Origin of the sequence: Fusobacterium sp. (assembly GCF_032477075.1) — a bacterium.
Lineage (GTDB): Bacteria > Fusobacteriota > Fusobacteriia > Fusobacteriales > Fusobacteriaceae > Fusobacterium_A.
Map to the genome: position 1 here is coordinate 1 of NZ_JAWDXO010000027.1, position 26,292 is coordinate 26,292.

General features: G+C 25.3%; 24 protein-coding genes, 1 CRISPR repeat array and 1 riboswitch. Of the genes, 14 read left to right on the forward strand and 10 right to left on the reverse strand.

All coding sequences use genetic code 11. From position 1 onward, the window contains the following. Positions 1-295: 295 nt before the first annotated feature. The 6 genes from E6771_RS11135 to E6771_RS11160 all read left to right on the forward strand — a co-directional run bounded on the left by E6771_RS11135 (position 296) and on the right by E6771_RS11160 (position 6,927). Complete coding sequence (locus tag E6771_RS11135; RefSeq protein WP_316091396.1) at positions 296-1,672, forward strand: ABC-three component system protein; 1,377 nt, start codon at positions 296-298, stop codon at positions 1,670-1,672. Next, entirely contained in the window at positions 1,656-2,375 is a 720-nt protein-coding gene (locus tag E6771_RS11140; RefSeq protein WP_316091397.1) for an ABC-three component system middle component 1, read from the forward strand. The genes E6771_RS11135 and E6771_RS11140 overlap by 17 nt, the downstream gene beginning before the upstream one ends. Further along, positions 2,372-4,642: an AAA family ATPase gene (locus tag E6771_RS11145; RefSeq protein WP_316091398.1), complete on the forward strand. Its 2,271-nt coding sequence runs from the start codon at positions 2,372-2,374 to the stop codon at positions 4,640-4,642. Before E6771_RS11140 ends, E6771_RS11145 begins: the two co-directional genes overlap by 4 nt. 472 nt (positions 4,643-5,114) lie before the next feature. Then, positions 5,115-5,222, forward strand: coding sequence for a helix-turn-helix transcriptional regulator (locus E6771_RS11150; protein WP_316091399.1), 108 nt, complete (start codon positions 5,115-5,117; stop codon positions 5,220-5,222). Positions 5,223-5,312: 90 nt separating this feature from the next. Next, positions 5,313-5,792: a hypothetical protein gene (locus tag E6771_RS11155; protein WP_316091400.1), complete on the forward strand. Its 480-nt coding sequence runs from the start codon at positions 5,313-5,315 to the stop codon at positions 5,790-5,792. A 520-nt stretch (positions 5,793-6,312) separates the two neighbouring features. Continuing rightward, the gene (locus tag E6771_RS11160; protein ID WP_316091401.1) at positions 6,313-6,927 is read left to right on the forward strand and encodes a YdcF family protein; all 615 of its coding nucleotides are present in this window, start codon (positions 6,313-6,315) and stop codon (positions 6,925-6,927) included. Between the two features lie 390 nt (positions 6,928-7,317). Here the strand turns inward: E6771_RS11160 and E6771_RS11165 are convergent, their stop codons facing one another. Next, complete coding sequence (locus E6771_RS11165; RefSeq protein WP_316091402.1) at positions 7,318-7,704, reverse strand: hypothetical protein; 387 nt, start codon at positions 7,702-7,704, stop codon at positions 7,318-7,320. A 369-nt stretch (positions 7,705-8,073) separates the two neighbouring features. Here E6771_RS11165 and E6771_RS11170 point away from each other — a divergent pair, with 369 nt between their 5' ends. The 4 genes from E6771_RS11170 (at position 8,074) to E6771_RS11185 (ending at position 11,062) form a co-directional block, all read left to right on the forward strand. Then, positions 8,074-8,316: a hypothetical protein gene (locus tag E6771_RS11170; protein ID WP_316091403.1), complete on the forward strand. Its 243-nt coding sequence runs from the start codon at positions 8,074-8,076 to the stop codon at positions 8,314-8,316. A gap of 473 nt (positions 8,317-8,789) precedes the next feature. Then, a complete protein-coding gene (locus tag E6771_RS11175) occupies positions 8,790-9,761 on the forward strand; it encodes a hypothetical protein (RefSeq protein ID WP_316091404.1) in 972 nt (323 codons plus the stop codon). Between the two features lie 113 nt (positions 9,762-9,874). Then, entirely contained in the window at positions 9,875-10,231 is a 357-nt protein-coding gene (locus E6771_RS11180; RefSeq protein WP_316091405.1) for a hypothetical protein, read from the forward strand. A 192-nt stretch (positions 10,232-10,423) separates the two neighbouring features. Further along, positions 10,424-11,062 carry a DUF4253 domain-containing protein gene (locus E6771_RS11185; protein WP_316091406.1) on the forward strand — a complete coding sequence of 213 codons (639 nt, stop codon included), beginning with the start codon at positions 10,424-10,426 and terminating at the stop codon, positions 11,060-11,062. A 409-nt stretch (positions 11,063-11,471) separates the two neighbouring features. Here the strand turns inward: E6771_RS11185 and E6771_RS11190 are convergent, their stop codons facing one another. The 5 genes from E6771_RS11190 to E6771_RS11210 all read right to left on the reverse strand — a co-directional run bounded on the left by E6771_RS11190 (position 11,472) and on the right by E6771_RS11210 (position 17,101). Then, a complete protein-coding gene (locus E6771_RS11190) occupies positions 11,472-13,715 on the reverse strand; it encodes a xanthine dehydrogenase family protein molybdopterin-binding subunit (RefSeq protein ID WP_316091407.1) in 2,244 nt (747 codons plus the stop codon). After that, positions 13,699-14,169: a (2Fe-2S)-binding protein gene (locus E6771_RS11195; RefSeq protein WP_316091408.1), complete on the reverse strand. Its 471-nt coding sequence runs from the start codon at positions 14,167-14,169 to the stop codon at positions 13,699-13,701. Before E6771_RS11195 ends, E6771_RS11190 begins: the two co-directional genes overlap by 17 nt. Beyond that, positions 14,169-14,966, reverse strand: a complete 798-nt coding sequence (locus E6771_RS11200; protein WP_316091409.1) for an FAD binding domain-containing protein — start codon at positions 14,964-14,966, stop codon at positions 14,169-14,171. Before E6771_RS11200 ends, E6771_RS11195 begins: the two co-directional genes overlap by 1 nt. Positions 14,967-15,091: 125 nt before the next feature. Then, positions 15,092-16,423, reverse strand: coding sequence for a nucleobase:cation symporter-2 family protein (locus tag E6771_RS11205; protein ID WP_316091410.1), 1,332 nt, complete (start codon positions 16,421-16,423; stop codon positions 15,092-15,094). A 134-nt stretch (positions 16,424-16,557) separates the two neighbouring features. After that, a riboswitch (purine riboswitch) is annotated at positions 16,558-16,656 on the reverse strand. Between the two features lie 238 nt (positions 16,657-16,894). Then, a complete protein-coding gene (locus E6771_RS11210) occupies positions 16,895-17,101 on the reverse strand; it encodes a hypothetical protein (protein WP_316091411.1) in 207 nt (68 codons plus the stop codon). A gap of 222 nt (positions 17,102-17,323) precedes the next feature. Further along, a CRISPR array of direct repeats spans positions 17,324-18,272; the repeat unit is 30 nt; unit sequence ATTTAAAAACATCAATTGTTACTATTCAAT. Between the two features lie 440 nt (positions 18,273-18,712). Between E6771_RS11210 and E6771_RS11215 the strand changes: the two genes are divergently transcribed. The 4 genes from E6771_RS11215 (at position 18,713) to E6771_RS11230 (ending at position 23,393) form a co-directional block, all read left to right on the forward strand. Beyond that, complete coding sequence (locus E6771_RS11215; RefSeq protein WP_316091412.1) at positions 18,713-19,438, forward strand: gamma-glutamyl-gamma-aminobutyrate hydrolase family protein; 726 nt, start codon at positions 18,713-18,715, stop codon at positions 19,436-19,438. Between the two features lie 156 nt (positions 19,439-19,594). Then, positions 19,595-20,617 carry an ABC transporter substrate-binding protein gene (locus tag E6771_RS11220; protein WP_316091413.1) on the forward strand — a complete coding sequence of 341 codons (1,023 nt, stop codon included), beginning with the start codon at positions 19,595-19,597 and terminating at the stop codon, positions 20,615-20,617. Positions 20,618-20,632: 15 nt separating this feature from the next. Beyond that, positions 20,633-22,315: an iron ABC transporter permease gene (locus E6771_RS11225; RefSeq protein ID WP_316091414.1), complete on the forward strand. Its 1,683-nt coding sequence runs from the start codon at positions 20,633-20,635 to the stop codon at positions 22,313-22,315. Between the two features lie 13 nt (positions 22,316-22,328). Further along, entirely contained in the window at positions 22,329-23,393 is a 1,065-nt protein-coding gene (locus tag E6771_RS11230; RefSeq protein ID WP_316091415.1) for an ABC transporter ATP-binding protein, read from the forward strand. Between the two features lie 219 nt (positions 23,394-23,612). On the opposite strand, the gene E6771_RS11235 is transcribed toward E6771_RS11230, so the two are convergent. From E6771_RS11235 to E6771_RS11250, 4 genes are all read right to left on the reverse strand, one after another. Next, positions 23,613-23,876 carry a hypothetical protein gene (locus E6771_RS11235; RefSeq protein ID WP_316091416.1) on the reverse strand — a complete coding sequence of 88 codons (264 nt, stop codon included), beginning with the start codon at positions 23,874-23,876 and terminating at the stop codon, positions 23,613-23,615. Between the two features lie 179 nt (positions 23,877-24,055). Next, positions 24,056-24,412, reverse strand: coding sequence for a hypothetical protein (locus E6771_RS11240; RefSeq protein ID WP_316091417.1), 357 nt, complete (start codon positions 24,410-24,412; stop codon positions 24,056-24,058). 51 nt (positions 24,413-24,463) lie between these two features. Then, on the reverse strand, positions 24,464-25,516 hold the full coding sequence (gene dinB / locus E6771_RS11245) for a DNA polymerase IV (RefSeq protein ID WP_316091418.1): 1,053 nt from the start codon (positions 25,514-25,516) through the stop codon (positions 24,464-24,466). Positions 25,517-25,623: 107 nt separating this feature from the next. Further along, the gene (locus E6771_RS11250; RefSeq protein WP_316091419.1) at positions 25,624-26,271 is read right to left on the reverse strand and encodes a hypothetical protein; all 648 of its coding nucleotides are present in this window, start codon (positions 26,269-26,271) and stop codon (positions 25,624-25,626) included. Positions 26,272-26,292 lie beyond the last annotated feature (21 nt).

Sequence of the window (26,292 nt, forward strand, 5' to 3'; positions counted from 1 at the left end):
TTGAGAGATTATATGTTTGATTTGCATGTATGTCTCCTTTGTATAATTAGGGTGGTAACTATATTATACAAAAAAGAGAGCTGAGTAAAACATTTTTTTAAATGTTACTCAGCTTTTTTTATTTTATTATATATTTTAGGATAATATAAAAAATATTAGAATAATTTTTTTATTTAGAATAATATTAAAAATAAATTAATATAAAATATAAAGGATAAATTTAGTTTGACAACAATATTTTTTATTGTTAAAATGATATTAAAAAAGTATAGTTATTTTTTTAATGGAGGCAATTATGTTTTATCATATGTATGATGCCAGTAAGTCTTGGAATGGTTATGAATATCAAGGAAAAGTAGCAATGAAGGAAACTCTACTCTATTTAGAAAAAATAATAGAAGAGAAGAATATAAAAAAATTTGAAATGCTAGAAAATTATATAAATAATAATAAAATTTACTTAGAAATAGAAGAAAATGAAGATTTTTCTATTATAGATAATGATAAATATATTTCAGTTCATCAAGTAAAAACAGGTGAAGGAAGAGATGCTGCAGCAACATTAAATATGTTTTTTAGCTGTCTTGAAAAAAAATTTGGAAAATATTTTCTTCATTATACTAATGAAATTCCAATAACATTTGGAATTATTCATAAAGAATTTAAAGATGAATTAGATAAACTTTTAAATTTTAACAGAGAAAGTTGTTTTGATAATAATGGAGAATTTAAATTAAGTAAAAAAAAGCATAGTTTTCCTTTAGCATTAATTAATATGAATACTAGTGAGGAAAATCTAGATACAAATATAGAATTCATAAAAGAAAAGTTAAAAGAATATAAAGAAACACCTATAGATAAAAGTAGATTTGTTTTAAAAAAAGAAAACAACAGTTTAGAAATTGAAATAAAAGATATTATTGAAAAAATTTATATAAGAATTAATAAAAACATTGTGGTAAACGATATAGAGCACAAATATATGAATTTTGGAAAAATATTAAATGATAATATAGAAAAAAGAAGCATTGACAAAATGGCAGAAAAAAAAATAAATTTTAAAAAATTTATTGATATCTTGAAAAAAGACACTTTAGAGGCTCCAGAAGATTATATTGCTTATAAAAACCATGAAAAAATAATAGAAGTAATTGATAAAAAGTGTAATAGTCTTATAGAAGAACAATACTGTGATAAAAATAATTGCAATTCTTTATGTAGACTTCCAATAGTTGTTCATAAAATAAAAGAAATTGATAAAATACAAGATGTAATGGAATTTGTTAAAGGATTAAATTTTCCTGACAAAATAGAAGCAATTCAACATCAAAATATATCCAGTTTATTTAATTGTATCAGACATAAAAATTTAAACTTTTATAATAATTATTTATATCTTAAAGAAAAGAATGAATGTGGAACTATTTATATAAATGATGATGAAATAGACTATAAAAGAAGCTTTAATAATAATGAAAAATATTTCAATGAACTAATTAGAGAAAAAGAAGTTATTTTGACAAAATATATAAGAATAAATGATATATTAGGGAAAGATTCTGCTGATATTTTTCAAATAAAAGAAACAAAATTTGAAGACTATACAGAACCTAAAAAGCTAAAGATAGAAACATATGAAGAGTGGGGTAAAGAGAATGATAGAAATAATTAATAAAATATTTAATGAAAAAAAATATGAAAAAATTTATGAAAAAGATGAATTTTATTTATATGAATGTAGGGAAGAAATGAAAACAGATTTTTATTTACTATATTTTTTGAATTATGCATCTGAACTTGAAATAGAAAAAATGTTAATAGAGAAGTATTCAGAAATGATATATGAAATAAAAAAAGAAAAAAAATATAAAGAGACCATTGATAAAAATCTTTCATTAGTTTTATTTTTAAAAATATCCAAAAAAAATCAAGAAGATATAAAAAAATTAACTTATGAAATTGAAGAATCTAAAATGTATTTTAAGAGATATTTGCTAAATTATACTGAAGATGAAGAAAAAAAATTTTTTGATTTTTTTTCTGTAAAGGATACTATAGAAAAAATGAAAATTGAAATAAAAAAAACTGATAATTTTGAAAAATTTAAAAATGGAGAAATAAGTTTTTACAATTTATTAATAAAACTTTATATAAAAATTCCAATATTAGAATATGAATTTAAAGAGAGTGATTTATTGGAAGATTTTCATAGTGAATTGAATAATGAACTAAAAACTTTAGAAGATGAAAATTTAATAAACTATATAAAAGAAATAAAAATAGATACTAAATTTGACATTATTAACTTTTCAAAATACAATCTAACTGAAGATGAAGTAAAAACAGAAATTTTAAGGTTAAGTGAAGTAAAATGAATTATAAAATAAATAAAATAATTTTAAATAATTTCAAATTTATATCACAAAATGAAAAAAAAGAAATAAAATTTAACAATAAAGATTTAATAATTTTAGGAGGGCCAAATGGTTTTGGAAAAACAACTATATTTAATGGAATTGAACTTGTTTTATCAGGAAAAATAAGTGGAATAAAAGGAATTACTAAAGGAAATAGATATTTAAATAATCATGTTTGTTTAAATAATTCAACTAAAGAAGGAATTATAGGAATAGAATTAAAGAATTCAGAAAAAAAACTTTCAATAATATGCAAAATTCTAAAAAATAATAGAAATCAAGAGCAAGATTTATTTATAGAAAGATTTTATAGAGTAGGAGAATTAAAAAAAGAAGATTTAGAAAATTTGGAATTATTAGAATTAAAAAGAATAGAAAAAATATCTGAAATTTCAGAATTAAAAAATTTTAAAGAAGACTACTTTAATATATTTCATTATATTTCCCAAAAAGAGTATGCTTATTACTTAGAAAAAAACGAAGAAGAAAGAAAAGAAATTATAACACAGCTAATTGGAATTGCTTCTGAAAAAGGAACCTTAACTTTTTTAAGAAAATTTTTAGGTAAATCAAATGCAGAAACTCTTACTAATCAAATTGAAAATAAAGAAAATGAAGTAAAAAAAATGATTAAAGAAAATATAATTGAAAAAAATTTGGAAGAATTTTCTGAAGAATACGCAGAAGATGAAATAGAAAAATTTATATGTAAAAATGAAATAAGCTTGTTTTTATGTGTAAATCAAATTGAAGAATTAAAAGAAAAATATCAAGAGTTAAAAGAAAAATTACTTGAATATGAACTTTTTTTATTAGGAGAAAAATTTTCTAATTATAATTTTAAGAAAAAATATGAAAAAAAATTGAAATTTTTTATAGAAAATAAAAATCAAATTTTGAATAATAAATTATTAAAAAATTATAAAATAGATGAGAAAGGTTTATTAGAAGCTGAAAAAAAGAACAATGAAATTGAAGAAATAAAGAAAATTCTACAAAAACCTATAACTAAAGAAAATTTTTTTGAATTGAAAATACCTGAAAGATTTGTTGAAGATGAAAGACTATTAAAAGATAAAATTAATATTATAATTACTAGAGAAGAAAGTTTAAATTTGCACGAAAAAGTTTTATTAAAATTCAAGGAAATAAGAAGAACTCTTTTCGAGCATTATAAAAGTTCGAATGAAATATTTTTAAAAAACCAATGTCCTCTTTGTGGAACTGAGTTAAACAGTATTGATGAAGCATATAGTGAAATTACATTAATGTTAGAAAAAGATACATCAGATATACATTTAAAAGAATTAAATGATTCTGTTCAATGTGCCTTAAAAAAAATAGAAGAAGAATTAATTAAAACAGTTAATGATGAAATGAATTATAAAATTGAGGATATAAATTTTATAAATAAAAATAGAATAAATATTCTAAATTTTTTTGAATTTTGTCAATGTGAGAATATAAATGAAGAATATATAAACTTAGAATCTTTTTTGGGAGAAAAAATTCTAAAATTGAAAAATGAAGATTTTGAAAAGGAATATAAAAATACAAAATATATACAATATCTTGATAAAATACCAGAAATTACTAAGGAAATTATAATAAAAGAGAGAAGGTATTTAGAGAAAAGTTATATTGAAAATAAAAATAGAATCATTTCACAGAATCAAAAAAAGATAACAGATGAAGTTATAAAAATATTGCAATTGAAAAAATTACAAAAAAAATTAAATATTATTAAAGAGATATATAAGGAGAGAATAGAAAAATTCCAAAAAGATATTTTTCCTATTTTGGAAGTTCCATTGTATATTTATACAGGTAAAATCTTACAAGATTACCAAAATGGAATGGGTGTATTTATACAAAATAATGGAAATGGAATAAAATTTATTCCTAATATAAATACAGAACATGATATTATAAATACTTTTAGTTCCGGACAATTATCAGGTTTTATGGTAGTATTAGTTATGGTAATGAATAAAATTTATAGTAAAACAGAAAATAACATAGACAGTATATTAATTGATGATCCATTTCATACCTTGGATGATGTGAATATAACTTCTTTAATTGAAATATTAAGGCAATCTTTTTTTAAAAAACAAATAATCATATCCAGTCATGAAGATAAAAAAACTGATTTTATGAGATATAAATTCAATAAATTTAATTTACTTTCTGAGGAAATAAATGTTAGAGAAAAATTCTTTTAAAAAATAATTAAAATATTGACTCTTATATTTTATAGTTGCATGGATATACCAAAGAATCATTGATGTCTGTTTTTTTAAAATATTTGTTTTTGTTTGAGATAGTTATTTAAAAAATAGGACAAAGAACCATATGTACAAGCTGATGGTCGTTGTTCATACAGAAAAACTAATTAATATTTAGTTTTATAAAAATAAATGTTATTATAAGAAAACCATAGATTTTATTCTATGGTTTTTTGATAAGTAGTTCTTATATATTCAATAAACTAATTTAAAATAAGTATTATCTTAAAAAATTTAAATAAATTAACATTAACACCATATCAAAAGGGATACCTAATTAAAAGAAATGAGTTTAAATACAAGTTTATAATGTCGCAATTTTAAAGTGCGATTCTCCTATAATAGCAACTAATAATTGGTTGATAATATTAGAAAAATTAAATATAATGGTACTTGGGGAGGTGATAAAATGAAATTTGGTAAAAATTTACAATATCTCAGAATGATTTATAAAAATATGACACAAGAGGAACTTGCAAGCCAATTAAATGTTTCCAGACAAACAGTTTCTAAATGAGAACTTGGTCAAGGTAAGCCAGAATTAAATAAAATTAAAGAGATATGCAGATTATTTAATTGTAGTTCTGATAAACTATTATTTGGAGATATGAAAATAACAAATGCTGCTTATTCAGATATTGAATTAGAATCTCTTGGTTCATTTTGCTATATCAAATATACAGTTATATCTGCTAATCCAGAAGAGGATGCAATCAATAAAATTAATATGTTGGCTGATAAATTGAATATTGTTAACCCTAAAATAATAGGTTGGGATTTTCCATTTGTGTCAAATGAACAAATTAATGTTTATCACATGCATGGTTATACTGCTGCTTTAGTATTGCCAGCTGATATTAAAGTTGAGGATAAACAACTTGTAATTGAAAAAAGAGAAGCTCAACACTATGTTACCATTATTATTGAAAATCCTATGAGTAATCCATTTCATTTGATTTCAGATGCATTTAAATCACTATTTCAGTATATAAATATTAATAGTTATATCTATGATAACTTTTCTTTTGAACATGAGTATGAAGAAAAAGATATAAAATATATGAAAATTTATATTGCAATTAAATAAGAATATTCCATATAAAAACAATTGATAAATAACTTGATATATGAAAAGTATAATCTAAGCAAATATATAATTAATCTATTATTTAATGAAATATCTAATATTTATAAATATTAGAAAATAAGTTGAGATTATTTATGGAAAAAAAGAACAGAATAACTGGACAAAATTTATAAGTAGAATTAAAAAACAAAAAAATTATATAAAAGAGAGATAAGAGAAATTCTGTAGATATTCAGAGAACTTTTAAAACTCTCTTTTTTTATTTAATTCAATTTTTATTCAATAAAGTAATATTTTCAAAAATAAAATATTTGAGTTTGCAGATCACTAAATTATTCTTATTTCTAATAATGAAAGAATATGAATTTAAAATTAAAGTAATAATAGAAATATGTAAATTTTTTAATATAAAAATCATTGATTTATTATGATATAATAATTTAAATTATAAGAAATTAAAGTTATAAAAGAACTATTACTAGAAATACTATTATTATATGAATTGTTTATGGAGGAATAGATGAGTATTCTAAGAAAAAGAAAAATTAATGTTAAATTTATTACATTTGGAATGGGAATTTTTTTAAGTTATTTAATATTAACAGGTTTAAATATCTGGAAATACAAAGATATTGATGAAAAACAACAGGCTGATGTTGTTATAGTTCTTGGAGCAAGTACTTATAATAATGAAGTATCTCTTGTTTTTAAGGAACGTTTAAATCATGGGATTTGGTTGTATAAAAATAATTATGTAAAAAAATTAATTTTTACAGGTGGGATAGGAGAAAAAAGTAAATATTCAGATGCTTTTATTGCAAAACAATATGCAATAAAATGCGGTATTCCAGCAAAAGATATATTTATTGAAGAAAAGTCTACAATAACTCAAGAAAATTTAAAAAATGCTAAATTAATAATGGATAAAAACTTATACCAAACAGCAATAATTGTTAGTGATCCACTACATATGAAACGTTCAATGTTAATGGCAAAAGATTATGAATTAAAAGCTTTTAGTTCACCAACCCCAACTACACGCTATATCAGTATAAATAAAAAACTAACTTTTCTTATAAGAGAAGAATTTTTTTATATAGGTTATCAAATTTCTAAGCAATTTATAAAAAAATAGAATTCTTTTATAGCTTTTTTTATAGTAAAAGTTTACTAAGTTTGGATTTTTTTAATTTTTTATAAAAAATGTAAAATGATGTCAGAGATTAAAATAAAAAATAAATTAAGAATAGTATTAAATCATCTGATTGAAGATATATTAAAATAATATAGTGATAAATATGAAAATATATGAATTTTAAAATAAAAAAAGGAGCTTTTACTTACAAGCTCCTTTTTTACTATATATATTAAAACATCTTGGGGAAAGATTATATTATATTTATTCTCTAATAATTTTATTTTCCTTTTTTAATAAAATAATCTTTTCATAAAATAGAAAATTGTTTATATTAAGTGAAGTTTTTATAACTATATGTATTTTAAACATTTAATTATATATTGTATTTTATAAACTTTTGATATTTCTTTTATAAGATATTTCTTTGAATAATTGAAATAGGAAAGAATGTAGTAGAGCCATTCCTACTACTATGATAATATAAGAAAATATATAAGAAGAAAAAAGAGAAAAAGAAATTTTTTTAACAAAAATACCTAAAATTCTGTCAATTATAAAACTGGAAAACACGTAACCTAAAAAATATTTTAACTTAAAATAATTATCATTAAAAAAACGAAACAATATAATAATATAAAAACTATAAGTTAGAGGTAATACTATTTCTGGACGAATTCTACAACCTAAAAGAGCACCAATCACAGTAATTATTAATACAAATGGAACAATAATAATAATTGTCCAAAATACAAAGATATCTAATCTTTTTAACACAAGTACCTCCTGAATTTTGATGAAATACTTATAAAGTATAACTTATTTTAACAAAAAATGCTATCTTAGAATAAAAAAATTTTAAAAAATAAAGTTAAAATTAAAAAATTAAAATTGATTTCATAAGACTTCAAAAGTGTAAGTGTATAGAAAATCTATATTTACAATAAAAGAAGAGATTAAATTATGTTTTTCATCTTCTAGGAATCTTTCATATTTTGTATTTAAAGTTTTAAAAAATATTTTTTCTTCTATATTTATAAATAATATTTAAAAATATATTAAATTTTAAAGGAATTTTTATTCCTTGGTATAATAATAAATTAAGAACTTTATTGTCAATAGTTAATACTTAAGGAGAGGAATTCTATGAAATTAAAAGCTGTAGTTATTAATTCGAAACCACCTGGAGAGTTTTATTTGATTCAGGATTATATTGGTGATTATCACATAATTAAATCTTCTATTGAATTATCAAGAGGAACTGTTTTATATTGGGATAATATAAAAAATTCTTTTTATTATAAAAACTCACAAATTTCTATATTAGCTATGCTTTATCAGAAGTCTATCTCTTATGCACAAGGTATTGAAACTATAAAGAATTGTTAAATAAAGTTTGAAAAAGTAATCTCTAACTAATCTCCTTCAACCTGCCTTTATTTTTAGGCAGGTTGTTTTTTATTATATGTTGAACTTATATTTATAATTCATAAAAAAAGATAGAATACTGCATTTGTTTTATATATAAGTTTATAATTATGAAAGTAAATAAAATATACAGTTAAAATTTTTAGAATAATAGAGAAAAAATAAGATTTTATATAAGTATATAAAAAATAAAATTTAAGAAGAATATGGATTATTTAATAAGACAAAAATAAATTAATAAAAATAAAATTTATATACTAAGAAAAAGACCACTATTTTTTATTTAGAAATAAATATGCTATAATGAGGAAAAGCAAAGGAAATAAAGTAAAATCAATGATATTTGAATTTACTGAGCTATTTTAAAATAATTATTAAGCATATTAAAAGAATAAATCAGTTAAGAAAACAGCAGCTCTCAATAGAAAAAATATGTGAAAGGACTAACTATGTTAATATCTAACTATTCTATACTTAATATTAATCAAATAGAAAATCATGATGAACAATATACTTTTTATTTATTCAATAGAAAAAAAGGAAAAGTATATTTATACAATATAAATTTTCAACTTGTTAAAATTATGGATTTGAATGATTTTAATTTTACCAATAAAGCAAAGGATAAATTTCAAATAGAAATAAAAAGAAGACTTTTTTGTAAGTATAGTGAGAAAAATGGTTTAATTTTATATAAATTTATAGGAAAAATACTTTTTCATATAGACCAAGCTATTTGTTGTGCCTATTTTGATGAAAGAAATAATTATCTTTGGGTTGTCAATCGTAATGATAACGAGAATATTACTATACTTATAATAGATTATTATGGAAATATAATAACTTCTCTTTCAATGAAAGATGAATTATATCAAAGTAATTTTATCTTTACTCCATTGTCAGAGTCAAATATTATGGTTATCACATTTGCAGCAGGTCAAGATGGTGCAAAAGATTATTTTGTTTCACTAGAAAATGGTAAATTAATTATTAATAATGAGCTGCCTGATGATATGACTTTTCTTTTCCCTATAAAAAATGGTAATCAAGCACTTTTGGTAGATTTTTATAGTCAAATTATTTATAAATGTAATTATCCATCTATGACTGTTATTGCTACTTTTCAATATCCAGAAAAAGATTGGAGTATGGGAGAAATTCATTTATTTGATGATAATACTCTTATTCTTACTAATGCCTATGATAATAACTATTATCTATTTGATTTAAATGCTATGAAAATAAAAGAACCAATAATTTTACAAGGATATGAACCATATCCGGATTCTGATGGCATTCTATGTTCTGATATTACTCAAATATATATTAAGAATAGGAAGATGATTTTTCAAATAGAAAAAAGAATTAATGGAGAAGAAGAAATTAAATTTTTATTAAATAAATAATTTTTAATAACATTTAGGGTAATAAAATATGAAGCTTAAACTTTATTTTATTTGAAGTTTAAGATGGATTTTGAGAAAAATTTTATCAACATATATAATATGAGGGGGTAAGAATGAAATTAGGAAGTTTACTGATTATATTTATTTTGTTTACTGGCTGTATGGGAAATACAAAAACTATTGATGAAAAACTTATTGGTACATGGAATGGATATTTAATTGATTCAATGAATGGAGAAAGAATAGAACAACTTACCATTGAATTTACAGATAAAGGTGAGATAATTTATACAACTGGAGAGGGAGATATGCAATATATTATAACTAATACCTATAGGATTAAAAATGGCATAATTTATTCAAAAAATTCTGATGATAAAAAAGAAGAAAAAGCAACTTATGAAATCAAAGGCAATAAACTCATTATGGTTAGTGAAGGTATTAGTAATGAATTTTTGAAAAAAGACTAAAGAAATTTCTATTTCATAAAACTAAAAATATAAGTTTGATTTATTAATTATTCAATAAATATTATTATAAAGAACTATATTATCTAGTTGATTTTAATATTTTAATTACTTTATTAAAAAAATTATAGCTAAAATAAATTGTAATATTTTTATTTGTATAAAAATATTAATATAATTGTGTGGAGGAATTAGATGAAAAAGATAGTTGTTTTGGGGATATGCTTAATTTTATTATGTAGCTGTATAAAAAAGAATAATTTATCAAGTTCTGAAGAAAAAATATTAAATGAGATAGGTTTTGATAAAGAGCTTATAATGGAGGTAAAATCTCTGATAAAAAGTGATTTTAAACAGCTGCCAGCAATTGATCAAGAAACTGGAGATGTACAAAAAGATAAGTATTATGATGGAATTTATTTTGAAAAATACAATGATAGTTATGTAAAAATAAAAGGAAAATTGGAGAAAAATAGCTATAGAGTTTTTTTATTTGAGACTAATTATCCTGAAAAACATGTTGCTGTTATAAAGGGAAAGGATAAATTTGATATTTTAAAATATAGAAGAACAGATGGAATTAATTATGGATTAGAAACAGAAGATATAATTGAAAAAGTTTCAGAATGGGATAAAAAATATGAGATAGATATAATTGGATGCAGTAGAGATTGGGTATTAATAAAACTCAATAAATTACCTCAAAATTTAGATGAATTTTCTAAGGAAGTATATGAATTTTGTCCAGACATAGTAGATCAAGGAGTAGGAAGTATAGAAAGTTTAAAAGAATCTATTAAAATGAATAAAGAATTATTTTTATGGTGGGATTAAAAATAAAAGTAATAAAATATAAAAAATATGTTATTATTAATTGGTTTTTGCATGGGTATTTATATTAGAAATTTGAAAAAATTTTTAGTATTTTATACCTTTTCTGTTTTAAAAGAAAAAGCTGACAAGAAAGAAAACTTCAAGTCAGCTTTTTGTCAATTGAGCTATTTTAAGTTTGTAACAGCCCCTAAAAAGTCAAAAGACTATTTTTAAAAATAAAAATTATTTTGATATAATTGATTTGTAGTTGTTGAAATACAGTGCAGTATATACAAAACTACAAAATGAAATTGCAAATGTTATATTTGTATTTAAATATAACAAATGGATACTATATGAAAATAAATATTAGAAAAAATTACTCAAATCTAAAATATTTAAATATATTTAAAAACTAACAAACTTTTAATTACTTTGCATGAATTTCCCAGAATAATTTTTCACTTGTAATTGGAAGGCTTCTTACTCTAGCATTTGTTGCATTGTAGATAGCATCTGCAATAGCTGGAGAGGCTGTATTAATAACCACTTCACCAATAGATTTAGCTCCAAATGGTCCAGTAGGTTCATTTGAATAACTGAATATAACATTTATATTTCCTAAATCTTTTCTAGAAGGTATTTTATACTGCATAAGAGTATCATGCTTTACTTTACCATTTTCATCAAACTGAATATCTTCATAAAGAGCAAGACCAATACCCTGAGCAATTCCTCCTTCTACCTGTACCTGAGCCAAGGCAGGATTGATAGGAGTACCACAGTCTACTACAGAAAGGAAATCTATAACCTCAGTATGTCCAGTAAGAGTATCAACTTCTACTTCAGCAAAACTAGCAATAAATGGAGGTGGGGAAGTTTCTCCACCCCAAGTTGCAGTTGTAATAATTTGATTTTTTCCCTCAAAAGATACAGCTCTTTCACCAATATCTCTCAAAGAAAGTTTATTACCATTTTGGTCTTGCACTGCTTCTCCAAGATATTCTAATTCTTCAGCAGGAGTTTTCATTAATTTAGAAGCTATTTCAATAATTTCTTTTTTCATTTTTTCAGCAGCTAGAATTACAGCATTTCCTGTAACATAAGTACCACTTGAAGCATAGGCACCTGGATCATATGGAGAAGTATCAGTATCAGCAGTATTTACTATAATTTTTTCTACAGGAACTTCAAGTATTTCAGAAGCCATCTGAGCTAGAACAGTATCACATCCCTGCCCCATATCAGTAACTCCTAAATAAAGGGTATAATCTCCACTATCATGAAGCTTTAAAGATGCAGAAGCAGTGTCTACATTAGCAATACCTGATCCCTGCATTGTAACAGCCATTCCGCTGGCTCTCACTTTACCATTTTCCATATCTTTAACAGTTCTGTTTTTCCAGTCAAAAGCTTCTTTTCCAATAGAAATACATTTTTTAATGTCCCCACTAACTTTTTCAGATTGATTTACAAGATTTTTCATTCTTATTTCTGTTGGGTCAATTCCAAGTTTATGAGCAAGTTCATTGACAGCAGACTCTACAGCAAAAGTTCCCTGAGTAGCTCCATACCCTCTGAATGCAGCTCCAACCATAGTATTAGAATAAACTATGTCAGCCTTACATCTCATAGGAACTTTGGCATATAAAGGGAAAGTTTTATAAACTACAAGAGAAGTAACTGTTGGAGCATGTTCTCCATAAGCTCCAGTATTAGATAAAACATTTATATCAATAGCCTTTATATTTCCTTCTTTATCAGAACCAATTTTAACTTTTAATCTCATAGCATGTCTTGTATTTGAATATGCTTGTGTTTCTTTTCTTGAATAAATTATTTTAGAAGGTTTTCCGGTTTTCATAGTAACAAAGGCTGGATATATTTCACAAACAGAAGTTTGCTTTCCTCCGAAACCACCACCTATTTTAGGTTTAATAACTCTTATTCTGCTACTTGGCATTTCAAGAGCTCTAGCCAAATGTCTTCTTACATGAAAAGGAATTTGAGTAGATGAAATTACATTAAGTCTTCCATGTGCATCTAGATAACATGCAGTTCTATAAGTTTCCATCATAGCATGTATTTGAGGTTGAGTGTAATAAGTTTTTTCTATGATGACATCACTTTCTTCAAATCCTTTATCTACATCACCTTTAGTTTCAAGATATGAAGATGCTAGATTTCTTTTATTATCAAATCCTATTGGAAAGTTTATATGGATATCTTCAAGATGAACTAAAATATCTGAATCTAAAGCTTTTTCATAATCAATGACAGCTTCAAGAACTTCATATTTTATTTTTATAAGCTTCATCGCTTTTTCAGCAGTTTTTTCATCAACAGCAGCAATAATTGCAACAGGATCTCCTACATATCTAACATATTCAGATAATATTTTTCTGTCATATGGAGATGGTTCAGGATAAGACTGTCCAGCAAGAGTAAACATAGTTTTGGGAACATCATGGTATGTATAAACAGCTTCTACCCCAGGGACTTTTTTAGCAATACTTGTATCTATCTCAATTATTTTAGCATAAGCATGAGGTGATCTTAAAAGTTTTACACTAAGAGAATTATTGTTTATAACTAAATCATCTGTATATAGAGGTCTTCCTGTTATTATTCCAATACTATCTATTTTTTTTATAGATTTATTTACTATTTTCATTAGATTTTTCAGCCTCCATAAAGTTTTTTATTGCTCTGAGCTGTGAAACATATCCACTGCATCTGCATAGGTTTCCATTTAGATAATGAAGTATTTCTTCATCTGTTGGATTTTTGTATTCCTTCATCATAGCAAGAACTGTTAAAGTAAATCCGGGAGCACAGTAACCACATTGCTCTGCTCCTTCATCAGCCATAAAATTAGCAAATTTTATAGCTTCTTCCTGACATCCTTCAATGGTAGTTACTTTTTTATTGTTCATTCTGGCAGATAATGTACTGCATGAAAGAACAGGCTTATCCTCAACAAGAACAGTACAAAGTCCGCAAGACCCAGTATCACATCCTCTTTTTACACTTAAATATCCAGCTTTTCTTAATGTATCTAGAAGGTATTCATCCTCTGAAATCAATAATTCTCTTTTCAATCCATTTACAGTTAATGTCAAAAGCATTATAGTAATACCTCCTTTATAGCTCTCTTAGTCATAACTTTAGATATTGCAGCTCTATATTCACTGCTTCCTCTCATATTAGAACCAAAAGTAATTTCTTCAGTTATAAAGCTGCATGCTTTATCAATAACTTCATCAGTAATATCATCAGAATTATTTAATATTTCCATTGCTTTATAAGCTAACTTAGCTTTTCCAGGTCTGACACCAATAGCAATTCTGAAATTTCCATTTTCATTTGTAACAGCTGTATTTGTTATAGCATAATCAGTTTTACTTTTTCTTATACTTTTAAAAGTTCCTCTTCCAGCAGCTTTTTTTATTTTAATTTCAATAAGAATATCTCTTGTTTTACCTTCTTTTGATAAATATTCTTCTAAAGATATTTCTCCACCATTAAAAAGAACAACAGTAGTATCAAGAGATAAAAGTGCAGGTATAAGGTCAGAAAAACCATATTTAGAAAAAACAGTAGCTCCAACTGTAACATTATTTCTAAATTGAACACCAATTATATTATTTACAGATTTTGAAAGTATTCCATTAAATAAATTTAAAATAATAAGATTAGTTTCTATTTCTCTGAATGAAACCATAGCTCCAATATGTATATATTTTTCTTCTTCTCTTATGTAATCAAGAGAAAGAGAAGAAAGATCTATTGCAGTATTATATGAAGTATTCTCCATTCTAAGATAAGAAGTTCCTCCAAGTATAATATTTTTTTTGTTTTTCAAAAGTTCGTCATAGGCTTCCTGCAAACTTTGAGCAGGAAAATATTTAGAAAAACTAAACAAAATTTACCTCCTGTATTATTATAATATTTATATTATACCACAAAAAGACAGCAGAGTATCAATAAGAAATCTTCAAAAGAAGACAGCTTATATACCTGCTCTGCTGTGTGGTAGTTTATTTGTTTTTATTGAGAAACTTTTTCAGCCTTTAATGTTTTTTTTATTTTCTCATCTAAAGGCAGAATGATATTAAGAAGAACAGCAATAGAACCAGAAACAACTATTCCAGAACCACCAAATATAAGCTGAATACTTTCAGGGAAATATTTAAGAGCAGCAGGAACACTTCCAAGTCCATAACCTAAACCTAAAGATACAGATAAAATAACTGCATTTCTGCCCACAAGAGGTTCTTTGGTAATAAGATTGATACCACTTATAGAAATCATAGCAAAAATCATTACTAAACTTCCACCAAGAACACTAGCAGGAACTATTGAAAGAACAGCTCCTATTTTTGGAAAGAAAGCTCCAGCAACTAAGAAAGCAGCACCAGTACCAACAACAAATCTGCTCATAATACCAGTCATTGCAACTATACCAGTATTTTGACTGAAAGATGTAGTAGGCAGAACAGAGAATACAGAAGCAAGTGCACTTCCAAATCCATCAGCTAAAATACCACCAGAAAGTTCTTTATCAGTAACTTCTCTGTTAGCTCCTCCCATTGTAACTCCAGACATATCTCCAACTGTTTCAACAGCGGAAACTATAAACATCATTATCATAGCTAAGCATGCATCTGCATGGAAAGAAAGTCCATAAGTAAATGGTCTTGGAAAACTCATAAAAGCAGCATTTTTTACAGGAGTAAGATCAACTTTTCCCATAAAGAAAGCAACAATGAATCCAACAACTGTACCTACAAATATAGATCCTGTACTTGTAATACCTTTAGTAAATTGTTTAAAAAATATAACAGTTATAAGAACTACCATACCTATAAAAAGATTTGGAAAAGAACCAAAATCAGGAGATCCAACACCACCAGCAAAATTGCTTACTCCAACTGGCAAAAGTGAAAGTCCAATAGATAAAACTATTACTCCAGTTACTACTGGTGGAAAATATCTTCTTATCTTCTTTATAATAGCACCAATAAATATCTCAAATATAGCTCCTACTAAGGCAGCCCCAAGGATACCTTCATATCCATATTTACTTCCAATAGACAATGCAACAGGAACAAAAGCAAAACTTGTACCAACAACAATAGGAAGTCTAGCTCCTATAGGTCCAATACGATATGCCTGAATTAAAGTATTAACTCCAGCAACCAACATAGTACATTGAATAAGAAAAGTTTTAGTTTCACTTGGCATTTTCATAGCTCCAGCTACAATAATTAATGGAGTGATATTGCTTACAAACATAGCAAGAATGTGTTGAAGACCAAGAGGAATTGCTTCTCTTAGAACTGGGATACCATCAAGATCATATGGTGATGTGTTTCTCATTTTTTTATTTACCTCCAAGATTTTACTTCATATATTTTTGGAATAGGAAAGAAGAACAGGAAAATAAAAAAGAATTACATCCTTTCTCAAAAACTATAACGTGAAAGAAAATAATCCTATAATATTGCTGAAGAAGGATTATTAAATTCACTCATAGTGGCTTGTTAACTGGCAACCCGTAGAGACTCCTGACCATATTACAGGGATATATGAGCAATTTATTTGTTTTTATTAATTTAACTAGCTTTATAATATGAGGTGCACTTAAAAATATTTCTTGCAGTATTTTCAATGTTTTCAAATGAAAGCTGCATAAAAAATAATATCATACTTCTTCTAACATTTCAACAATTTTTTTGCTTACATTAGGGCACAAATGAGGAGATATGTTTGATATTGTATCTATAAATTTTATAGAAAATTTTATCATTTTTTAAAGTAATATAAAAAGGCGAATAAATCGCCTTTAAATTAATATTCTTCTTTATATTCATAAATTTGCAGAATAAGATTTTTATTTAAAATGTGCTGTTGATGGTTGACATACTGAGAATAATCAGTAATGATTTCAATAAAATTATCGAATTCATCAATTATTTTTCCATCAAAGCTAATTTTATCTGTTGTATTTAAGATTATATGAACTTTTTTATCTTTAAATTTTTTTAATAAAGTCATAATAATTCCTCCTTTGATAATAGATTGCTGTGAATATATTATAACTTTTTGAAAGATTAAATACAAGAGATTTAGAAAGGATAATATAATTTTATTAAGTTATAATAAAGAAATCAATATTTACAGAATTATAGTTTAAATTAAATTTAGGAAAGCAAACTTAAAAATTTCAAAGTTACTATTCAATTCTTTTGGATTTGTGCTACTTCCAGGTTGAAATATATTTAAAAACATCAATTGTTACTATTCAATATTTGTTTTTCTGGGGACAATATGCTACAATACAGAATTTAAAAACATCAATTGTTACTATTCAATTAGCTATAACTATTTCTGTTTCTGCCTTTCCTCCATTTAAAAACATCAATTGTTACTATTCAATGAGTATAGATGACAGATGAAGAAATAATTATTATATTTAAAAACATCAATTGTTACTATTCAATCAAACGTCATCTAATCTATTTTGAACAGCAGTAGCATATTTAAAAACATCAATTGTTACTATTCAATAAATTTCTCATATACTTTTCTGAGTCAAATTCAGTTATTTAAAAACATCAATTGTTACTATTCAATATGCTTTTTCTACAGTACTTAATTTAGACTTGATTATTTAAAAACATCAATTGTTACTATTCAATTTTTCATCTGCTGTATTTTCTACCCACCAGTTTTCGATTTAAAAACATCAATTGTTACTATTCAATTAATTGTTAGTAAAAAAACTTTGCAAGCTATGGAGATTTAAAAACATCAATTGTTACTATTCAATTAGATAATCATCTATTATTTTTTCTACCTCTTCAAAATTTAAAAACATCAATTGTTACTATTCAATTATATATCATCTAATAATTTTATCTATATATATTAAATTTAAAAACATCAATTGTTACTATTCAATAATGTTATTTAGTAAACAAGAATATAAAAAGCTAATATTTAAAAACATCAATTGTTACTATTCAATAAACCTTATTATAATGATTTATTCTTTAGTAAACAAATTTAAAAACATCAATTGTTACTATTCAATGGATATTCATTATAATATTACTCTTAATATTACAAAATTTAAAAACATCAATTGTTACTATTCAATTTGAATATTATAAGGTTATTGTATAGGAGGTACTCAATTTAAAAACATCAATTGTTACTATTCAATAGTCGCAAATTCAAACTTTAATAATTCTTTATTCTTTCCTAACATTCTAATTATAGCATATTTGATAGAATTTTTCCATTCAAGTGTAGATAAAAAGATATGTAGTGAAATATCACATCTTAAAGAATATTATTTGACGAAATACAATTTTTAACTTGGAAAAATAAAAAATATAATATTATGAGAATATACAAGCAATTTATTTTTTATATAGAAAAATAATTCTATTATGATTAATGAACTATATTAATGAAATTTTAAAAAGTTTAGAAAAATTTGTTTGTTTTTACAGAAATAATATTAAATATTTTAAATTTGAATTATATATATAAATATAATTTGAGATAATTTTATAATTGTGTATTGTAAAAACTTTCACTAGAGAGTATATTATATAGTAGAATATTATAAAACAAAGAGATGTTGAGGAGGAAAATTAATTGAAACCAATAATAGGAATAACTACCTTTAGAGAGATGAGAGAAAAAGGTGAATATAACTCTATAAATTATGGGTATGCAGAAGCAGTGCTTGCAGCAGGAGGACTTCCAATTTTTATCCCAATAGTTCCTGAAGGGATAGCAAAGGAATATTTAGAGGATTATCGTTTGGATGGGATAATATTCAGTGGAGGAACAGATGTAGCTCCTAGATTTTATGGAGAAGATCCAGGACTTCAAATTCCTGGAATAGATACTAAAAGAGATGTAATGGAATTGGAGTTATTGGAAGAAGCAGTTAAAAGAAAAATACCAGTATTAGGAATATGCAGAGGACACCAATTAATAAATGTGGCTTTTGATGGAACTCTTTATCAAGATATAGATACTCAGGTACAATCTGCTATGGGGCATCATCCATCTCATATAAATAGAGATGAATTGTTTCATAGTGTAAATATAAAAAAAGAAAGTATTCTTCACGACATTTTTGAGGATGAAAAAATATATGTGAATTCTTTCCATCATCAAGCAGTAAAAAAATTAGGGAAGGGATTGAAAGCAACTGCTTTTTCTTGCGAAGGTATTGTAGAAGCATTTGAAACTGTAGATATGGACGAAAGATTTGTATTGGGAATACAATGGCATCCAGAAAATCTTGTAAATAGATATAGTGAGTTTTTAGGAATATTTAGATTATTAGTAGAGAGAGCAAAAGAAAAATAGAAAGAAATTATTTTAAAGGAAAGCTTCTAGATAAATTGAAAATATAAAAAAATCAATTCAAAACAAATTTTAATTTATTTCTGTTCTATATCAGCAGAAAAAATTAAGTAAAAATAAACTGGAGACAGTCTAAAAATCATTGAGGAGGTTTAATTTATGAAGAAATTATCAGCAATAGCAGTTACATTTTTACTCTCTTTAACAACGATTTTTGCAGCAGGAGAAAAAGAAACAGGGCATCTTCTTATTTATGCTGGATTGATGGAAGACCATGCAATAGCAGCAGTAAAGGAATTTGAAAAAGAAACAAGAATTAAAACTGAATTTGTAAGAATGAGCAGTGGGGAAACATTAGCTAGAATAAGGGCAGAAAAAGACAATATGACAGCTTCTGTATGGTTTGGAGGACCAATAGATGCTTTTGTTGCAGCTAATGAGGAAAAACTTATTGAACCATATATATCACCAGTAGCAAAAGACATTCCTGCTAAATTTAAAGACCCAAACGGAATATGGACAGGAATATATGTAGGATATCTTGGATTTGTGGGAAATAAAGAAGTATTAGAAGAAATAGGAGCTGAAATGCCTAAATCTTGGGCTGATCTTTTAAAACCTGAATATAAAGGGGAAATAGTTACTGCTCATCCAGGATCATCAGGGACTGCTTTTACAATGCTTGCAACTATTATTCAATTGAAAGGTGAAAAAGATGGCATGGCTTATATGCAGAAATTAAATGAGCAGGTAAGACAATACACTAAATCAGGAACTGCACCTGGAAGAATGGTAGGATTAGGAGAAACAGCTATAGGAATTACATTTCTTCATGACGCTATAAAATATAGAAAAGAAGGTTATGAAGATATTATAATTTCTGCTCCAGAAGAAGGAACAGGGTTTGAAATAGGTGGAGTTGCAATTCTTAAAAATGGACCAGATCAAGCATCAGCTAAAAAGTTTGTAGACTGGGCACTTTCTAAAAAAGCACAAGAATTAGGACAAACTGTAGGATCATTCCAATTTTTGACTAACCAAACTGCAAATGCTCCAGAAGATGTAAAAGAAATTGCTGGAACAAAACTAATAGATTATAATTTTGAGTGGGCTGGAAAAAATAGAAAAGATTTACTTGATAAATTCAGTACTGCAACAAAAACAACAGCACCTACAAAATAACAAAGGTGGAATCATATGTCGAATTTACAGCTTAAAATTAATACTGAATTAAAAAATATGAAGAAAGTATTTAATGATCCGATATTATTTTCAACAATAGTATTTATTTTAGTTATTCTTATAATGTTTATTCTTTTTCCTATGTATAATATTTTGAAAGAAAGTTTTACATATAAAGGTGAATTTTCATTGATTCATTATAAGAATATAAAAGCAATGCAGGAAAATTTTATTATAATATTGAATACTTTAAAATTAGGAGTAGTAACTTCTGTAATATCTACAGCTATTGGATTCTTTTTTGCATATGGAATGACTTATGTGAAAATTCCTTTTAGAAAGTTTTTCAATTCTATTGCTATACTTCCAATAGTGTCTCCTCCATTTGTTATAGCATTGTCAGCTATACTTTTATTAGGGAGAAGAGGTTTTATTACTAGAAATTTACTAGGAATAAGAAATGCTGAAATATATGGATTTCATGGACTGGTTTTAGTACAGGTATTAACATTTTTTCCAGTTGCATATTTGATGCTGGTAGGACTACTGCAAAAAATAGATCCTTCTGTTGAGGAAGCTTCAAGAGATTTAGGAGCTTCAAGATGGGATGTTTTCAGAACTATAACATTTCCTTTAATGATACCTGGATTGGCAAATGCTATTCTTGTAATATTTATACAAGCAATAGCTGACTTTGGAAATCCAATGGTAATTGGAGGGAATTTTACAACAGTAGCAGTTCAGATATATCTTCAGGGAATAGGAAATTACGATATGGGAAGTGCCACAGCTCTTGCAGTTGTTTTAATACTTATGTCTGTATCTATTTTTGTAACACAGAAATACTATATCAGTAAAAAATCCTATGTTACAGTTACAGGGAAAGTTTCGAGAGAAAGAGAGAAAATCAGTGAAAAGAATATAACAATGCCAATTTTTATTATTATGGCATTTCTTACTTTTTGTGTATTTCTTATGTATATAATGATACCTATAGGTTCTTTTGTAAAACTGTGGGGAGTGAAGTATGATTTTTCCCTAGAGCATTATAAATATGTGTTTGCTTTGGGAATGAAACCAATATGGGATACAACATTCCTATCTATAATATCTACACCTATTACAGGTATATTAGCTATGATAATAGCCTTTCTCATAGTGAGAAAAAAATTTTTAGGAAAAGGATTTATTGAATTTATTACTATGATGGCTATTGCTATACCAGGAACAATTGTAGGATTAGGATATATTATAACATATAATACTAAACCTTTGGTTCTTACAGGGACAGCAACTATTTTGATAATAGCATTTATAATGAGAAATATGCCAATAGGAATAAGATCAGGAATAGCTGCTCTTCAACAGATAGATCCATCAATTGAAGAAGCTGCTACTGTATTAGGAGCAAATAGTAAAAAGGTATTTACTTCAGTAACACTTCCAATGATAAAACCTGCTTTTTTCAGTGGATTAGTTTATGCATTTGTTAGAAGTATGACCTTGGTAAGCACGATTATCTTCTTAGTTTCTGCTAAGTATAATCTATTAACAGTTGCTATCATGAATCAGATAGATGTTGGTAAGATAGGAGTAGCCTCAGCTTATTGTACTATACTTATCATCATAGTATTTTTCGTAATAGGAATAATGACATACATATTGAAAAAAATGGGAATAGATAGTATTTCAGAATAGTAAGGAGAGGGTTATGGGAGCTAAAAGAGTAAAATTTGAAAATATAAATAAAATATTTTTAACAGGAGATAATAGAAAAGTTCATGCAGTGGCAGATCTTAATCTTGATATAAAAGCTGGAGAGTTTGTATGCCTTTTAGGTCCAAGCGGATGTGGAAAGACAACTATATTAAGAATGCTGGCAGGATTTGAAGTTCCTACTGATGGGCATATTTATATTGGAGATGAAAATGTAGAAAGAATCACTCCAGATAAAAGAGATACAGCAATGGTTTTCCAGAATTATGCTTTATTTCCCCATATGAATGTATATGATAATATTGCATATGGATTAAAGCTTCAAAAGTTGCCAAAAAGTGAAGTAGATGAAAGAGTTCACAGAATATTAAAGATGATGAACATGGAAGATTTTGCTGAAAGAGTGCCTTCACAAATGTCTGGAGGACAGCAGCAGAGAGTTTCTCTTGCCAGAGCATTAGTAATGGAACCTGGAGTTCTTTTATTTGATGAACCTTTATCTAATCTTGATGCAAAACTCAGAATACACATGAGGGATGAAATTAGAAAGATTCAATTGCAGGTAGGGATAACTTCAATTTATGTAACACATGATCAGGCAGAAGCTATGGGGCTTGCAGATAAAGTAATAATAATGAAAGAAGGAAGAATACAGCAGGCAGGCTCACCTATTGAAATATATCAAAATCCTGTGAATGAGTTTGTTGCTAACTTTATTGGAAGAGCAAATATATTTACTGGAAAGTTAGTATATAAAACTGATAATAAATGTACAATAGATGTATATGGAGTTAGATATGAAGTACCACAGAAAGTGGATCACAATGTAGGAGATGAGATAAAAATAGTAGCAAGACCTGAAAGTATCATTATATCTAAGGATGATTTTAAAGGCAGAGTAACAAAAAGTATGTTTATGGGAGCTTATCATGAATATGAAGTAATGTTTGAAGATTTAAAGGTAGAAATATCAGTGAGTAATCCAAAAGGTAAAAAAACCTATGCTTTAGATTCTGAACTTGATTTCTCACTAGATGTTAATTCAATACATATACTATAATAAATTTTAAGGAGACTATTACAAATTAGTAATTTATTTTACTAATTTCTATAGTCTCTTTTTTTCTATAAGAATATAGAAATCATTTTATAGATTTTAATAATTTTTATTTTGATATTTATTTTTAAGCATCAGAAAAAAATAAGCTATTTTAATTTATAACAGTTTCTTTTTATATAAAAAAATAACCTTTCATAATAATGAAAGGCGGAAAAACAATTAAAATCTTCTTTTTTTCTTTTTTTTACAAATTCTATTAACTATTATTACCATAATTAAAGGAAAAATAGAGATAGAAACTATAGCTAAAAATATTGAGAGCTTTACATGCATTCCTGTTACATAAGCTATAGAATAAGCAATAGATCCAACTATTTCTATTGGGTTAAGATACATTATCATTCCAAAAGGAGGCATTATATATTCTAAACCAAAAATAACAAGTAAAAATGTTAAAGCAAAAACTATAAGACTCCTAAACATTTTTAATCACCTCAAATAAGTTTAACTAATTATAACTATAAATTGTCCTAAAATGCAACCTTTTATTTCAAATTATAAATTAAGCAAAGGTTTATAGATAGCTTTTGAATAAAAATAATTTAAAAAAATATATATATAAAGAAAAATGAGTAAAATTTTTTGTTTATGAAACAAAAAATTTAATCTAAAGGAATATATTCTCTTATTAATTCTGGACAATTTCCCAACCATGATTTTTTTGTTTTAAAACCAAATTTAGAAAAAGTTTCTATGAGGTGTTTTCTATTTCTAAGTGCTAATTTCATAACTAAAGTTATAGCATATTTATCAGCAACTTTACATATTTCTTCTACAGCTTTAACTTCAGAAGCTTCATTTTTAGGTTTAGACTTCAATTTAAAGATTTGAACAGAATTGGGATAATTAAGTACATTTCTAAAAACAACCATCACACAAGGAATATTTAATTTTTGACATTCTATGCTTAAAATACCAGCTTTTCCTGTAGTACTGCCCAATTTAAAGTTAATATTCATAAGACCTCCATAAGAATATTTTATTAGTCACTTTTATTATACCCTGTTTTATTAGAAAAAAGCTAGTTGTCTGACAGATTTTTTTATTAAATTTCCAAAAGAAATTCCTAAAAGTCTGATATTATCTGTTAAATTAATATTTTCTAAAAGATCATCTGAAATTTTTTTTAATTTTTCATGAGAATCAGTGGGTATTTCTAAAGTCTTTGACCTAGTAATAGTTTCATTGGAGGAAAAACGAACTTTTAATATAATTGTTTTAGTTATAAAATCATCTTTTATAAGACGTTTGTATGAATGTTCAAAAAGATCATCAAACTCTCTTCTAATTTCTAAATCAGTATTTAAAGGATATTTAAAAGTATTTTCATTTCCTATGGAATGGGTGGGTTTTTTATATTCAACTTCTCTGTAGTCTATCCCTCTGGAAAAAGAATACAAAAGTTCACCACGAGATTTTCCATATGAAGTACAAAGAGAGGATAGGGAATATGGATAAATATCTTTTACTTTTAATATTGAATCTTTTGCCAATAGAGAAGAAAGTTTTCTGCCAACACCAGGAATTATTCCAATATTTTTATCTGAAATATATTTAGTAAAATCTAAAGGGGAAAGAAATATATATTGTCCATGAGGTTTGTTTATATTACTGGCCATTTTTGCACTAAGTTTGTTAAAGCCTATTCCAACAGAACAAGTAAGTCCAGTATGATATTTAATTCTTTCTCTGAACTTTTTAGCAAAAAATTCTTTAGATGGATATAAATCTATGATATCGGATATATCTATATATCCTTCATCTAAAGCTATAAATTCTATTTTAGGAGTTAGGCGAAGAACAAGGCTTTGGATTTTTCTTGATATTTCGCTGTATTTCTCTTTATTTGCAGGAACAACCAAAAGAGAAGGACAAAGTTTTTTTGCATCAGAAACTTTCATAGCAGAGTGGATACCAAATTTTCTGGCTTCATAGCTAGCAGTAGTTACTATACTTCCTCCAACCACTAAAGGTTTATTAAGTAATTTAGGATTGTCTCTTATTTCAATTGAAGCATAATACGAGTCCATATCGTAATGGAGAATAGTTCTATCTTTTTTCATATATAACCTCTTAAAAGTGTATTTTACTTTATTATATCATGTTTTATATAGATAGTAAAATTTAGTTATCTTTTTTTAAAGATAATAAGAAGAAATTAAAAGTAAAGTTATTCTGATAAACTGATAGAATAAATCTCTCTCATTTCAGCTAAATTTTTTTTAATTTTTTCATTATTCTCACCAAAATATTTTTTCAGCAGAGTTGAATATAAAGAGAAAAAATCATTAAATACTAATTTTCTTGTATTAACAAGAGATTTTACAATAACATAGGAAAAATTATTGTGAACTTTTTCTCTTATTTTTTTAGAACTTAAAGGCTTATTATGGAATGCTAGGTCATATCGGATAATATTAAATCCTTCTGGAGCAATTAAAGAAAATATAGTTTCTTTATTATCTTTTTTAATAGTTTGTATCAATTCTTTTGTTATTTTTTTTATTAGAATATCTGCCATATCTTTATCACATTTAAATATTCCCTTCAGATAAATAAGAATATTATCAATGAAAGTATCTTCATTTTCTATGTTCTGAATTGTTTGTCCAGATTCTTTTATAATAATATTAGAAATAGGAACTTTAAAATCTGAATCAGAAAAAGTTCCAGAAATTAAATTTCTTTCAATTATTTTCTCAAGAATTGTTATTTTTAAATCAGAGAAATCTGAAAGAATTTGAAGAGTTTCTTTAATTGTTTCATCAATTACATCAACAGGTTTAAAATTCTCAATAATATTTTTTAAATTTGTCATACATTTCCTCCATACATATGA

Bases quoted from the DNA above. Each gene is read 5' to 3' on its own strand.
- E6771_RS11135 (WP_316091396.1), top strand. From the start codon at position 296: ATGTTTTATCATATGTATGATGCCAGTAAGTCTTGGAATGGTTATGAA.
- E6771_RS11140 (WP_316091397.1), top strand. From the start codon at position 1,656: ATGATAGAAATAATTAATAAAATATTTAATGAAAAAAAATATGAAAAA.
- E6771_RS11145 (WP_316091398.1), top strand. From the start codon at position 2,372: ATGAATTATAAAATAAATAAAATAATTTTAAATAATTTCAAATTTATA.
- E6771_RS11150 (WP_316091399.1), top strand. From the start codon at position 5,115: ATGAAATTTGGTAAAAATTTACAATATCTCAGAATGATTTATAAAAAT.
- E6771_RS11155 (WP_316091400.1), top strand. From the start codon at position 5,313: ATGAAAATAACAAATGCTGCTTATTCAGATATTGAATTAGAATCTCTT.
- E6771_RS11160 (WP_316091401.1), top strand. From the start codon at position 6,313: ATGAGTATTCTAAGAAAAAGAAAAATTAATGTTAAATTTATTACATTT.
- E6771_RS11170 (WP_316091403.1), top strand. From the start codon at position 8,074: ATGAAATTAAAAGCTGTAGTTATTAATTCGAAACCACCTGGAGAGTTT.
- E6771_RS11180 (WP_316091405.1), top strand. From the start codon at position 9,875: ATGAAATTAGGAAGTTTACTGATTATATTTATTTTGTTTACTGGCTGT.
- E6771_RS11185 (WP_316091406.1), top strand. From the start codon at position 10,424: ATGAAAAAGATAGTTGTTTTGGGGATATGCTTAATTTTATTATGTAGC.
- E6771_RS11190 (WP_316091407.1), bottom strand. From the start codon at position 13,715: ATGAAAATAGTAAATAAATCTATAAAAAAAATAGATAGTATTGGAATA.
- E6771_RS11195 (WP_316091408.1), bottom strand. From the start codon at position 14,169: ATGCTTTTGACATTAACTGTAAATGGATTGAAAAGAGAATTATTGATT.
- E6771_RS11205 (WP_316091410.1), bottom strand. From the start codon at position 16,423: ATGAGAAACACATCACCATATGATCTTGATGGTATCCCAGTTCTAAGA.
- E6771_RS11210 (WP_316091411.1), bottom strand. From the start codon at position 17,101: ATGACTTTATTAAAAAAATTTAAAGATAAAAAAGTTCATATAATCTTA.
- E6771_RS11220 (WP_316091413.1), top strand. From the start codon at position 19,595: ATGAAGAAATTATCAGCAATAGCAGTTACATTTTTACTCTCTTTAACA.
- E6771_RS11225 (WP_316091414.1), top strand. From the start codon at position 20,633: ATGTCGAATTTACAGCTTAAAATTAATACTGAATTAAAAAATATGAAG.
- E6771_RS11230 (WP_316091415.1), top strand. From the start codon at position 22,329: ATGGGAGCTAAAAGAGTAAAATTTGAAAATATAAATAAAATATTTTTA.
- E6771_RS11235 (WP_316091416.1), bottom strand. From the start codon at position 23,876: ATGTTTAGGAGTCTTATAGTTTTTGCTTTAACATTTTTACTTGTTATT.
- E6771_RS11240 (WP_316091417.1), bottom strand. From the start codon at position 24,412: ATGAATATTAACTTTAAATTGGGCAGTACTACAGGAAAAGCTGGTATT.
- dinB (WP_316091418.1), bottom strand. From the start codon at position 25,516: ATGAAAAAAGATAGAACTATTCTCCATTACGATATGGACTCGTATTAT.
- E6771_RS11250 (WP_316091419.1), bottom strand. From the start codon at position 26,271: ATGACAAATTTAAAAAATATTATTGAGAATTTTAAACCTGTTGATGTA.